This window comes from Pseudoalteromonas luteoviolacea (genome assembly GCF_001696455.1).
GTDB lineage: Bacteria > Pseudomonadota > Gammaproteobacteria > Enterobacterales > Alteromonadaceae > Pseudoalteromonas > Pseudoalteromonas luteoviolacea_C.
Map to the genome: position 1 here is coordinate 1,930,392 of NZ_MAUJ01000001.1, position 13,346 is coordinate 1,943,737.

At 44.1% G+C, this 13,346-nt stretch carries 13 protein-coding genes; all 13 read left to right on the top strand.

Annotated elements, in window-relative coordinates:
* The first annotated feature begins 6 nt into the window (after positions 1 to 6).
* From A7985_RS08430 to A7985_RS08490, 13 genes are read left to right on the top strand one after another with little or no spacing between them, the layout of a single operon-like run.
* On the top strand, positions 7 to 669 hold the full coding sequence (locus A7985_RS08430; RefSeq protein WP_065789940.1) for a class I SAM-dependent methyltransferase: 663 nt from the start codon (positions 7 to 9) through the stop codon (positions 667 to 669).
* 34 nt (positions 670 to 703) lie between these two features.
* Positions 704 to 1,480 carry a transketolase gene (locus A7985_RS08435; RefSeq protein ID WP_081310466.1) on the top strand — a complete coding sequence of 259 codons (777 nt, stop codon included), beginning with the start codon at positions 704 to 706 and terminating at the stop codon, positions 1,478 to 1,480.
* Positions 1,477 to 2,397, top strand: a complete 921-nt coding sequence (locus A7985_RS08440; protein ID WP_065789942.1) for a transketolase family protein — start codon at positions 1,477 to 1,479, stop codon at positions 2,395 to 2,397. The genes A7985_RS08435 and A7985_RS08440 overlap by 4 nt, the downstream gene beginning before the upstream one ends.
* Complete coding sequence (locus A7985_RS08445) at positions 2,394 to 2,987, top strand: hypothetical protein (RefSeq protein ID WP_065789943.1); 594 nt, start codon at positions 2,394 to 2,396, stop codon at positions 2,985 to 2,987. Before A7985_RS08440 ends, A7985_RS08445 begins: the two co-directional genes overlap by 4 nt.
* Positions 2,981 to 4,003: a phosphotransferase gene (locus A7985_RS08450; protein WP_081310467.1), complete on the top strand. Its 1,023-nt coding sequence runs from the start codon at positions 2,981 to 2,983 to the stop codon at positions 4,001 to 4,003. Before A7985_RS08445 ends, A7985_RS08450 begins: the two co-directional genes overlap by 7 nt.
* Complete coding sequence (locus tag A7985_RS08455; RefSeq protein WP_065789944.1) at positions 4,000 to 5,052, top strand: zinc-binding dehydrogenase; 1,053 nt, start codon at positions 4,000 to 4,002, stop codon at positions 5,050 to 5,052. The genes A7985_RS08450 and A7985_RS08455 overlap by 4 nt, the downstream gene beginning before the upstream one ends.
* 15 nt (positions 5,053 to 5,067) lie before the next feature.
* Positions 5,068 to 6,666, top strand: a complete 1,599-nt coding sequence (locus A7985_RS08460) for a carbamoyltransferase family protein (RefSeq protein WP_065789945.1) — start codon at positions 5,068 to 5,070, stop codon at positions 6,664 to 6,666.
* 12 nt (positions 6,667 to 6,678) lie between these two features.
* Positions 6,679 to 7,455 carry an AAC(3) family N-acetyltransferase gene (locus A7985_RS08465; RefSeq protein WP_065789946.1) on the top strand — a complete coding sequence of 259 codons (777 nt, stop codon included), beginning with the start codon at positions 6,679 to 6,681 and terminating at the stop codon, positions 7,453 to 7,455.
* A gap of 2 nt (positions 7,456 to 7,457) precedes the next feature.
* The gene (locus A7985_RS08470; RefSeq protein WP_065789947.1) at positions 7,458 to 8,726 is read left to right on the top strand and encodes a hypothetical protein; all 1,269 of its coding nucleotides are present in this window, start codon (positions 7,458 to 7,460) and stop codon (positions 8,724 to 8,726) included.
* Positions 8,723 to 10,684 (top strand): carbamoyltransferase C-terminal domain-containing protein, encoded by a 1,962-nt coding sequence (locus A7985_RS08475; RefSeq protein ID WP_065789948.1) that lies wholly within the window; start codon positions 8,723 to 8,725, stop codon positions 10,682 to 10,684. Before A7985_RS08470 ends, A7985_RS08475 begins: the two co-directional genes overlap by 4 nt.
* A gap of 4 nt (positions 10,685 to 10,688) precedes the next feature.
* On the top strand, positions 10,689 to 11,201 hold the full coding sequence (locus A7985_RS08480; RefSeq protein ID WP_065789949.1) for a WbuC family cupin fold metalloprotein: 513 nt from the start codon (positions 10,689 to 10,691) through the stop codon (positions 11,199 to 11,201).
* Positions 11,185 to 12,129: a Gfo/Idh/MocA family protein gene (locus A7985_RS08485; protein WP_065789950.1), complete on the top strand. Its 945-nt coding sequence runs from the start codon at positions 11,185 to 11,187 to the stop codon at positions 12,127 to 12,129. The genes A7985_RS08480 and A7985_RS08485 overlap by 17 nt, the downstream gene beginning before the upstream one ends.
* On the top strand, positions 12,126 to 13,346 hold the full coding sequence (locus A7985_RS08490; protein WP_065789951.1) for a DegT/DnrJ/EryC1/StrS family aminotransferase: 1,221 nt from the start codon (positions 12,126 to 12,128) through the stop codon (positions 13,344 to 13,346). Before A7985_RS08485 ends, A7985_RS08490 begins: the two co-directional genes overlap by 4 nt.

The window sequence follows — 13,346 nt, forward strand, 5'->3', positions numbered from 1 at the left end:
ATACACATGCTAGGACAAGAAATAGACCTATTAAAAAATTATCCCAAATCTAAACGGGACACAAAAGGTAGAGCCAACGTCATCACCGAGGCTGATAGAGAGATTGCACGTCAGTATGGTAAAGACTTTTTCGATGGTGATCGCACCTATGGTTATGGCGGTTTCAGTTACTTTCCTCGCTTTTGGCAACCGGTCGTGCCTGATCTCATCTCTCATTTTGGCTTAAAAACTGATTCAAAATTACTTGATGTAGGCTGCGCAAAAGGCTTTATGTTGTATGACTTACAACAGCTAATTCCGGGTATTCAGCTGGCAGGACTTGATATTTCTGAGTATGCGCTGGAAAACGCGAAAGAAGAAGTGAAAGAGCTACTGACGCAAGGCGATGCCAAATCATTACCATATGAAGACAACAGTTTTGATGTGGTGATGTCAATTAACACAATTCATAACTTAGATGAACAAGAGTGCGCACAGGCACTTAGAGAGATTGAGCGCGTCAGTCGTGGAAAATCTTTTATTACGGTAGATGCCTATCGTAACGATGAAGAGAAAGAACGTATGATGGAATGGGCGCTAACAGCCAAAACAATTATGCATGTTGATGACTGGAAGCAGTTCTTCTTAGATAACGGCTACACTGGCGATTTTTACTGGTTTATTCCATAAGTTTATTATGAATCTTGAACATATAGCGGCAAAAATGAGACACACTTTATGTGATGTCTCTAGCCAAACAAAAACCCCCCACCTCGGTAGCTGCTTGTCATGTGTCGATATCCTTGTTGCACTCTACTGGCAAACGCTCAATATTGACCCCAAAGCGCCTAAAGCTAACGATCGTGATTACTTTCTGCTCGGTAAAGGCCACGCTGCAAGTGCGTTATATACCGCATTGGCATACCGTGGCTTTTTCGACATCGACGCTTTGTATGAGCATGGCCAAACGGGCAGTCAGTTTGAAGAGCACCCAGGCATCCATGCACCAAATGGTGTAGAAACAGTGTCAGGGTCACTCGGCCATGCACTCTCTCTTGCTTCAGGTATGGCGCTTAGCACGAAGCTTCAAAACCGCGACAATCGCTTTTACGTGCTAATGGGTGACGGTGAGCTCAATGAAGGTACAGTGTGGGAAGCCGCTATGTTCGCCGCAGGTAAGAAGCTCGATAATCTGGTCGCTATTGTGGACTTCAACAAATTGCAAGGCACAGGCGAAAGCTGCGATATCATGCACTTGGAGCCACTTGAAGAAAAGTGGCGAGCATTTGGCTGGCATACATTACGTGTAGATGGTCACGATTTAGCAAGCCTACAATCTGCCCTTGTAGAAGCAAAACAGCAGTCACAGCCAGTCTGTATTGTGGCTGATACCATCAAAGGTAAAGGTGTCTCTTTTATGGAAAACGATAACAACTGGCATTATCGCATTCCAAAAGCTGAAGAAGTAGAAATGGCGAAAAAGGAGCTCGGTTTACTATGAGAAACGCATTTGCAAGAGTATTAACCGAACTGGCAAAAGAAGATCAAAGCCTACTGCTTTTTTACGCTGACATCGGAAATAGGCTATTTAACCCATTGAAAGAATTCGCATCCGACCGCGCTATTAATGCTGGTATTGCAGAGGCCAATATGGCATCAATGGCCGCTGGCAGTGCCATGATGGGACATAAACCATTCATTTACACTATCACCCCGTTCACGACTGCGCGAAACTTTGAGCAAATCAAGATAGATATCGCCTACCAAAATCAACCAGTAATTATTGTGGGAACAGGTTCAGGGCTTTCGTATGCGAATTTAGGCCCAACACACCACTCTTTTGAAGATATCGCCCTCATGCGCGCACTACCAAACATGAATATTGTTTGTCCGGCAGATGCGCAAGAGCTCGAGATTTTAATGCCTCAACTTATCGAACTCAATCAACCTTGTTATTTTAGGATCGGTAAGAAAAATGAGCCGAGTGTGCATGACACAAAACCGACTTTAAAATTTGGTAAGGCACATACCATGGTCGCGGGTGAAAAAGTGGCTATCTTGGCAACAGGAACAATTATGCCATTGGCGCAAGCACTGCATGCACATTTAAGTGACCTTGGCTTGAGCCCTGAATTAGTGAGCTTTCACACTGTAAAACCACTTGATACGATGTATTTAGACCAAACAGCTGAGCGATTTGACCACCTTATCACACTCGAGGAACACAATGTAAATGGCGGGTTTGGTAGCGCTGTATTAGAGTACTTATCTGAGCAGGTGCAGCAGCCCAAAGTACATCGCTTTGGTATTCCCGATAGGTTTATAGATCAAGTCCACTCGCCAGAAGATGCACGTGTTAAGGCTGGGTTGACCGTTGAAGACATTGCGCAAGCGCTGGCTAAAAGAGGCGTCCTATGATTATCGGCATCGATTTTGACAATACGATAGCTGACTACACTGGCGTATTTTATCGTGTGGCGCGGGAACTTGAATGGATACCTGCAGAGGTTGGTCAAAGTAAAGCGCAAGTGAAAGCGTATTTTATCTCGCAGGACCAAGAGCCTAAATGGACAGAATTACAAGGTATCGTGTACGGTAAAGAAATCGGTCAAGCCAAACCATACAGTCACGCTTTGAGCAGTTTGAAAACACTGCAAGAGCAAGGACATACTCTTTATCTTGTATCCCATAAAACGCGCTATCCCATTATCGGTGATAAAGTAGATTTTCATCAAGCCGCAAAAACATGGCTAAAACACAATGGATTTGTAGGCACGAGTGACGCTCCATTTGATGAATCAACATTGTTTTTCAATGCGACACTAGATGAAAAGGTAAATAAAATAAGTCAGTTAAATTGTGATGCTTTCGTGGATGATTTGGAAAAAGTGCTCACCCACGCTCGTTTCCCCCAAGATTGTAAAGGGATACTTTTTCAATCCGGTACAAGTCAAAATGAGCACAGCCAAGCAACAAACTGGCGTGAGGTCACTTCACTACTATGCTAGCCCCCCCCGTCATTGATTGGTTAGAGCAAACTTTGCAGCAACACAACCTGCAATGCACGCCAGTTACTGGCGGTGCAAATAACTTAGGAGTCAAGATTGAAGCGGGCGGGCAAACTTGGTTTTTGAAATGCTTTGAAGCAACACATCTCAATACGCGTCAAAAACAACTTAATGAGTTTATGTTCAGCCAAGCCATCTATAATGCTGGCACCTTAGCCACACCAAAGCCTATTGCTATCAATGCAACGCACAATGTCAGTTTGTTTGAATACATTGCAGGCTCGAAGGTCGAGCAAGCAACGTCATCGGCAATCACAGCTGCAATCTCGTTTGTTAAATCTATTAACTCGTCAGCACCTAAACAAGCACTCAACATCGCCAGTGAAAGCGCTGATTCTCTATTAGGTTTTGCCGATATTGTAAAAAACCGCTTGGCGAAGTTTTCACATACTCGCCTAGACAATGCGCAACTATATTGCGAGTTACAGCTAACATTAAACAACATCAGAGATCGCTATAACACCGTTACCCAAGAAATCCCCACACACTGGACGAAAAAAATAGATCAAAATGTTGTGTCCCCATCAGATTTTGGTTTTCACAATGCCATTAGTCGCGATAACCAGTTCTATTTCATTGATTTTGAATACGCAGGTATGGACACTGCTTGGAAATTATTCGCGGACTTCTTTTCACAACCAGCTGTGCCCGTCGACATTGCGTATGCTAATAAGTTTTTGTCTTTAGCCATTTTTCAGCCACTCAAGCTTAACCCACAAGACACTTTGAAGGTGTTTGAATTAACCCTCTTAAAGTGGTGCTTAATCATGCTCAATGAGTTTTTACCCGACGTTCAAGCAAGACGGATATTCTCATGGAATATATCTTGCATAAATGAGCAAAAACGCATGTTGGACAACGTTCAGCGTGCACAGTTACATAAATGCAATGCCTACTTTAAAGAAATACCTTTAAAAGTCATGGGTTTAAGTGAAACATTAAGAGAAATCACATGAAAGCAGCCGTATTATTTAAAACCGGTGAACCACTCCAAATAATTGACGGCATTGAAATGCCTGCGCTTACTAAAGGCCAAGTTCAAGTCAATATTCTTTACAGCGGCCTTTGTCATTCACAGTTGATGGAAGTACAAGGCGGTAGAGGTGAAGATAAGTATTTACCCCACCTACTTGGACATGAAGGTGTTGGTATTGTTGAACATGTTGGTGAAGGCGTAACCAAAGTCCAGCCAGGAGACAAAGTCGTTATCGGTTGGATCCAAGGTGAAGGCTTAAACGCCCCAGGTGGTAAATACCCACACCAAGGCTATGTTATCAACTCTGGTAGCGCAACCACGCTGTGCGAAAAAACCATTGTCGCGGAAAATCGTTTAGTCATACTGCCAGCAGGCTTTCCGGACAAGCTTGCAGTACTACTTGGCTGCGCACTTCCTACAGGCCTTGGGCTAGTATTCAATGAATTACAGCCAGAAAAAGAAAAAACCATCGCCATTTTTGGCCTTGGAGGAATAGGCATGAGCGCCCTGCTTGCCGCTAACCTCAGCTCGCCAACTAAGTTGATTGCCGTTGATGTGAGTGATGAGAAGCTTGCGTTGGCCAAAGAATTAGGCGCAACACACACCATCAATGCAAACGATACCAACCCTGTCACAGCTATCTACGAAATTACCCAAGGTACAGGCGTAGACTATAGTTTGGAAGCTGGCGGGACTGTACAAACCATAGAGCAAGCATTTGAATCGGTGAAAGATGGTGGTGGCCAGTGCATATTTGCGTCACACCCTAGGAATGAGCTTAAAATCTCATTGGAGCCTCATGCATTCCACAGGGGCAAATCAATTCGCGGAAGCTGGGGAGGCGGTAGCAAGCCAGACACCGATATCCCCAAATTTGCCGAACTATTTAAATTAGGTAACCTCAATTTAGAACCCTTCATTTCCAAAGAGTACGCGTTAGAAGACATTAATAGCGCCATAGATGATTTAGCAAATCATAAAATCCTGCGGGCTCTCGTAAACACCCACTCAAATGTAAGCAAGAATTAAGCGAAGGAAGTCATTATGTATATTTTAGGTATTCATGGCGGAGTCAGAATCAACCAGCATGATCCAAGTGCGGCACTTATTAAAGATGGCGTGCTTTGCGCTTGTATTGAAGAAGAGCGTTTGCTTAAAGTAAAAGGCCCTCGCGGCACACTTCCTATTCGAGCAATTCAAGCCTGTCTTGAACAGGAAGGCATTACCATTCACGACGTTGATTACATCGCACATCCTGGCGAAACGTACGAAGATATGCCTCCCAAAATAGACCGTTATATGCGTTACTATTTTGGCCACTGCCCACCAGTAAAAATGATCAACCATCAGCTATGTCACTTAGCCAGCTCCTTTTATCATGCGCCTTTCGATGATGCGATGTGTATATCTTATGATGCGTACGGAGATAGGCAGAGTGCCGCATATGCAACGGCGACCAGAGAAACGGGTATTGATGTCATCGAAACTGTGAATTATGACAATTCTTTAGGGCATTATTACGGTGTTATGACCTCTTATCTAGGGTTTCGACCTGCAGAAGGGGAGTACATGGTCATGGGGTTAGCGCCCTATGGAGAAGAAAAATACAATATCGATGATATTTTATGCGCTACGGAAGATGGCTATAAAGTAAATACTAGCTATTTCAATAAAGACGTTTGTGTCTACGAACCATACTTCAATGAGAAGATGACCGATTTACTGGGCCCTTCGAGAAAACTCAGTGACCCTATTGATCAGCGCTTTAGAGACATTGCTAAAGCCACCCAAGTGGCTCTAGAGCAAAGCGTCATTTCTGTTATTAAGTATGTGCACGAAAAAACTGGAAAGCGCAAACTGTGTCTATCAGGCGGTGTTGCATTAAACTGCTCCGCCAACCATCTCATTCGTAATTTGGACTTCATCGACGAATTATTTGTTCAACCAGCAGCCTCTGATCGCGGTATTGCTCTCGGTGCAGCTTTGCAATTAAGTTATGAAAAAGGTGCACTACCTACGCCTGTTGATCATGTATTTTATGGTCCAGATTACTCAGATGAGAAAATACGCCACGCACTTGAATTGACTGGAAATAAGTTTATAGAGTTGGAAGACCCTTATAAAACCGGTGCAGAGCTGATTGCCGAAGGACAAATCATAGGTTGGTTCCAAGGGCGCTCTGAATATGGGCCTCGCGCTTTAGGGCACAGATCCATACTTGCTGATCCCCGTAACCCAAATATGAAAGACATGATCAACGCGCGAGTGAAATTCAGAGATGAATTCAGACCGTTTGCACCGGCAGTGTGTGCTGAGTTTGCTTCAACTTGCTTTGACATGGAAGAAGAATCACCGTTTATGACCATCGTATACCCAGTACGTAAAGAGTGGCATGAACGCATACCCGCAGTGACTCACGTTAATGGCAGCGCGCGTGTTCAAACTGTTTCGGAAAAAAGTGGACCCGGGTTTTACCCACTCGTTAAACACTTCGGCCAATTAACTGGCGTACCAGTGGTATTGAACACCAGCTTCAATATTAAAGGCCAACCAATTGTCGAAACGCCTTTTGATGCACTCGCGACGTTCGCTTCAACAGGCTTAGATGCCGTGATCATAGGTAAATATCTAGTAACGAAGTAAAAAGGAGCAAATGTGGCTGACTTTACAGAGCAATTCACAGCTTTTCTAAACAAAGAAGGGGTGCCGCAGGCAGCCACATTTATGCTTCATAGTTCTTTTAAAGGGCTCGCAAGGACAGGAGTGAAAGCAGAGTCGATATTACAGGGCATGTGTGATTACTTTACTGATGGAAACGTACTTTTTCCAACAATGACATGGAAAACGGTCACACCCAGTCAACCGATATTCAACGCAAACTCAACGTCCTCGCATACGGGTTACTTAACTGAACTGTTTAGAACTCAATATGCAACTGAGCGCAGCTTGCATCCAACTCACTCTGTGGCTGGTAGAGGAAAAAGTGTTGAAAAGCTACTTTGTACACATCACCTTGCGCCCTCTCCCTGCTCAATGCAAAGCCCCTATGGCAAAATATTCACCGAACTTGATCATCATCAATGTTACATCGGGCTGCTTGATGTCGGGCTAGAATCCTGTACATACATTCACTTTTTTGAAGAATTTTTTGCACCTAACGTGTATTTAGACCAAAGCGCAGCCCCTATTCAATATCAATTGATTGATTTGGATGGCGTATCCCATCCATATATGGCAATCAAGCAGAGTAATATTTCCCGCAATTTTCACCAGATTGGTGATGAACTTTTACAACGTCAACAATTGAAGAGTTTTAGCTACGCAAATAGCCGCATATTGCTATTTACTCTTCAAGATTTATTTTCAGTATTAGAAGACGGGTTTGCACATAGTCAATATGCAACAAGCCCTAGTTATTTAGTTGGTCAGTAGTTATGAAAACAATCCTCTACGGCATGAACCACATCACGGAGTTACTGATAAAAGAGTATGACTCCACCGTCATTGTGACAACAGATGGACAACAGACGCACCCAGACTGCTCGATAATCAGTTTAAAAGAGCTAGAAAATCAGGATTTCGCGTGTTTTGACACTTTGGTGATATGCTCGGTATTCGTTGATGAAATCACTGAAAGTCTGCTTAGCATTCAATTTCCATTGGAGAAAATTCATTTCTATCGCCCGTCTAGTATGACGATAGAGCCTGTGAAACAGCATATGATCCCACAGGTCGATGAAAGTAAAGTGCTGTACGCATTTTACGATCTCGCGAAAAACAATGCGGCCTTTGATGCAGATAAATTCACTGTTTTTGCTGAAATGGAAAGACAAAAGCGCCAAATGGAAACCATTCATTTTGTGATCATTCCAAAATTCTCTAAGCAAGAGCGTCAAGTACACATCGAATCTATATACTCTCAAGAAGCGATCCAATGGCGTTTAGATCAGATCGTTAGTCCATTATTTAAGTGTCTCCCCACCACATCTAGCGTGTCACAGCTTACATTTAGAGAGGAAGCTGAAGCGTTTTATACCCGCCTTTCAGACAAGCAAATATTTCCAGCAGAAAATGACAACGTCATCATGTTCACTGATATCAATCAGCATATTGAACAAGGGTACAGCTGCAATGTAATGAAGGCACCAACCCAAGCGCATCAACTAGTTGAAAACTTTATCGAATCGTATTCTCAAGGCCGAAAATTGATTGTTGTCACTTTACGTGAGTATGACAGTCAAACAGATCGAAACAACAATATGGCTCACTGGGACAAGTTTTTGCGTCAGCTCGACCAAGCGCTATACTGCCCTGTGATCATCCGTGATACATATAATCTGCTGACTCCTTCACCGCTGCCTGATTATCTACACCTCGATATTGCGGCCAGTAATCTACATATCCGTGCCGCGTTATATGAACGTGCATATTTAAATCTTTCAGTATCATGCGGACCAGCAGGGCTTTTTTATTACCTGCAGTCTTGCTATGCAATTCAAATACTGCCGATTGATGAAAACATACCAACTATCTCGCCTCAGACTTACCGCCGCTGTGGCTATGACGTTTACCAACAGCCCCTTATAGCGACCCCCGGAAAACAATACATAAAATGGGGCGATGACACTTTTGAAAATATTTGTGCAGCATTTAATGAATTTGAAGCTGCCAGGTGCCAAATTGAAGACGAGGCCAAAACATGATTATTTTAGGACTACATTTTGGACACGACGCCAGCATTTCACTGGTAAAAGATGGAAAAATTTTGTGTTGCGTTGAACTAGAACGCATTCGTAGAGTCAAGCATGCCATTGGCATTTTGCCACAAGATATTGAACTGATATTAAGCAAATTCTCGATAGACGTTGAGCAGATTGAATACTGTGCGGTATCCAATACCCAAAATACCGAATACCTGTTCGCACACCCAGACCTTTTCTCTTTCGAGATTAAAAATACAGCCGTTTCTGCGCAACATTGTCCACATTTCGATATGGAGCAAAGCGCACGAGAGATCGAACAAGCAAAAGATAAAGGTGTTTTGATTAAGCATGTTACCAATGCAACACAGCACCCTTACGTTAAACGAGTTATACCTGAGCTAATTACCGATACACAAACACATTTACCGCCATTAGAGCACTTTGCTCACGCACCACATTGGCAGCCCGATTTGCCATTGAGTGCACTGCAAGATAATGTAAACGCGAATAGCTTCAGTGATGATATGCTCGAAATGTACTGGCCAATCGAAATGACCTTGTTTGGCAAGCAAATACCAGGGTACTTATTCTCACACCACTTTGCACATGCAGCCTCCACGTTTTATACAAGTAATGCAGACAATGCAGCTATCTTCTCCCATGATGGCAGTCTGCCTCAAAAAAGTTACGTTGGCGGAATGTATTACTACGGCGAAGGCACCAAAATCTACTCGCTGACACCGCACTACTTGTCTGTTGGACACCTTTATGAACGCGTTGCTACTTTCTTAGGGCTCGGCGCAGAAGCTGGCCCCGGAAAAATGATGGGCCTAGCACCTTATGGTGAAGCCGTATTCTACGATGCTAAATTCGTCAGCAACTTTAACTACGGGCACCCAGTAAATAGTGCCGATGTGGGCTTTGAAAATTGGCAAGACGATAACCGACACCCGTTGCTCAATGCGTGGATGCAACATGTCTATGAGCGTGCAGTGGCACTTAACTATGACATGAGCAAGCTTGGCGACCCTGAACACATCTTAGATAAACTCGCGGTCGATATTGCAGCAAGTACACAAAAACTACTTGAAGAAATTATGTTCACTGCCTCGGAGCAGCTATACGATATATGTAACAGCCACAAACCAACTGCACATTTGTGCCTAACAGGTGGGGTCGCTCTTAACTGCCCTGCCAATACAAAAATGGCCATTGAAGGTTCTTACCAATCTGTGCATATCCCACCATACGTGCATGATGGCGGTCTCTCTATCGGTGGTGCGCTGGCAATATATCACCATATCTTGGGCTTTGAACGTATTGAACACAACGTTGACTCTTCCAGCCATGCATATTTGGGACTCCCTCAACCTAACCACAATGATGTGCTCAACACGCTTGATAAATCAAAATTCAAGGTCTCGAAGCCAGACAATCTAGCTGATATCATCGCCGATCTAATGGCTGATGATCAATACGTTGCTTTATACCAAGGCCGCAGTGAAGTTGGACCTCGCGCATTAGGCAATCGTACTTTACTAGCCAATGCGACCATTGAGAGAAATTGGCGTGGCATTAACTTGGTTAAGCGCAGAGAGCAATGGCGACCGTTTGCTCCCGTTGTGTTGGCAGAGCACGCTACGGATTGGTTTTCAAATTGTATAGAGCCGTCTCCTTTTATGCTCGCCACTGCTCTATGCAAAAACGATAAAATTCCTGCGGTCACTCATGTCGATAAGACTGCTAGGATCCAAAGTGTGGGCAAAGAGTGCGGCCTAATCCGCAAAATATTAGAAGCTTATTATGCTAAAACTCAGGTCCCTGTATTAATGAATACCTCATTTAATGGGCCTGGGGAACCTATCGTTGAATCTGTTGACAATGCCATTAACTTTTTGGCAAACGGGGATATTCGCTACTTGGTTGTGGACCAATATCTTATCGAAAAGCGAGTATAAGTAGATGGCAAACGCACAACAGATTGATGATCCGATTATTCAACTCACACATCGTCACTTGGAAGACTTGAAGCAGTTAGCGGTCTCCTCTGAGAATGGTCGCTATAGATTCTGTTTACACAAAGATCATACCGCCTCGATTCAAGAAATGATCATCTGCTTGCACGGCGATAACTACTTTGCACCCCATCGTCACCCAACAGGAGTGGTTGAGTCGTACCATATGATAGAAGGTGAAATGGATGTTTATACGTTTGATGACAATGGACTTGTCATTGGCCGTACACACCTCAGCGCATTGAGCCTTGCAAAATCAAACAGTGCATTTTTTCATAAAGTCACCGAGCCTGTTTATCATACTGTTGTGCCACGAAGTCAGTTTGTTTTGTACCACGAAGTACTGACAGGGCCTTGGCTCCCCGATTACACAAGTCAAGTAGCCCCATTCGCCCCTAAAGACTCGGACCTACAAACTGTAAAAAAATTTATTGAGAGCCTAAATGAATTCAAAAAATAGTACGCTAAATATCGCGGTCATAGGCGTTGGCCGCTGGGGTAAGAACGTTGTTAGAACGATCCGTGAAGAAATGCCCAATGCACGCTTGTCTCACATTGTGACCAGTAACCCCGCTGTCAAAGCACAATATGAAGATGAGCTGACCGTTTTACCAAATTGGTCCTCCTTGTTAGAGCACAAAAATGAATATGATTGTATCGTGGCAGCACTGCCACCAGATATAAACCTAGCACTCGCAAGGGACGTATTGCCTTTGGGCATACCGCTATTTATTGAAAAGCCACTGGCGATGGATAGCGCAGGCGCGCAAGAATTGCTATCGCTCGCACAGCAACATAAGAGCATTATACAGGTCAACCACATCGACTTGTACAATCCTGCAGTCAATGAAATTCAAGCTCGTCTTGGTAATAACCCGATATATGTTAAAGGGGCGATCGGCGCGGCTTACCCACACCATGCCGTGATGAGTCCGTTGTGGGAGTACTCCCCACATTTTATTGCAGCAGCATTAAAAATTGTGAAGTCTTCCCTGGTTTCACTCCAAGCGACCTATTTACCAATCCCTGAATCTTTGCAAGATAACGAACGTCGTGAAGTCGTGCTATTAGCGCTGAAATTTGCTGATGGCTCTGATGTTGAAATCCACGCTGGCAATGGCATGGAAGACAAAACGAGAACGCTGGATATTCGTCAACAACAAGATCGCTATCTGTTTGTTGATCGCGCTGACATACCACTCAAAGTGAACGAACAAGCAGTCGCCATTGATGCCCGCCTTCCATTAACTAAATCTTTGTTGCACTTTGCCGATAAGGTAAATAATCAAGACATTGATCTAGAGGACTTTATCAGCGGCGTCGAAGTGATTAAAATCCTCGAACTGGCAGATAGATCCCTACAGGAAGGAAAAGCAATTAAATTATGAGCACCACAAAACCCTCTTTAGCGCTATACGGCGGGCAGCCAGCCATTTTAGATAGCTTCCCTGCTCGTAAAGCATTTGGTGAGTCTGAAGAAAAGGCTGTTTTAGATGTCTTAGATTTTTATCGCGATAAAGGGGAAGACCCCTGCTATCGAGGCCCTTTTGAGCAGCAGCTGTGTTCTTCATTTTCGGATTATATGGGAGGTGGTTATACCGTTGCTGTCGCTACTGGCACGGCTTCGGTCTATGTGGCACTGGCCGCACTTGAACTGCCAAAAGGCAGTGAAGTCATCATTTCTCCTGTCACAGATGCTGGCCCGCTGAGTGCGATTATCATGCAACAAATGGTCCCTGTCGTGGCTGACTCTGAACCTAATAGTTTCAATACCAGCTGGCACCAGATTGAGAAAAAAATTACTGACAAAACCAGCTGTATAATGTTGGTGCATTGTGCTGGTCTGCCAACAGATGTTGATGTAATTGCCAGAGAAGCGAAAAAGCGCGGTATTAAGGTATTAGAGGACTGCGCTCAAGCACCCGGCGCAAGTCTCCATGGGGAACTGGTCGGAAGCTATGGGGATATTATGGCGACATCCACCATGTATCGTAAAAACATTGCAGCCCCCGGCAGTGGCGGATTAATCTTTTGTAAAGATGAGGCGTTGTATCACAATGTGCTCGCGCACTCTGACCGCGGTAAACCGCTTTGGTCACAAGACTATATAGAACGAGATCCATCGCAACACCTATTTCCCGCACTGAACTGGAATACCAATGACTTCAGCTGTGCTGTCGCGCTCTCCTCTTTAAAACGTTTGCCACACACCATCGCAAAAAGAAATGCCTTTATGGAGGCTATCCAAGCGCGCTTAAATGCGGAGTCACAAGTATGTCGCATAGCTCCGTGGCAAGGTACGCCGTCGGTGTTCTATATTCAAGTTTTGGTAGATGTTGAGAAAATAGGTCAGCGCAAGCATGAATATTGTCAGGCACTTATCGCTGAAGGGGTGCCCATGAATCCACATTACAAATTTTTGATCTCTGACTGGGAGTGGTCACACGAATATTTCAAGACGCCTACCGAGACGCCAAATGCGACGAGTGCGCGTGACCGCTCCTTTAACCTCTATGTCAACGAAAACTATGACGAATCACATGTTAGTGCTATCGTGACAGCCATTTTAAAAGTAGATCAATATTTTACAACTCTTACATCCTAA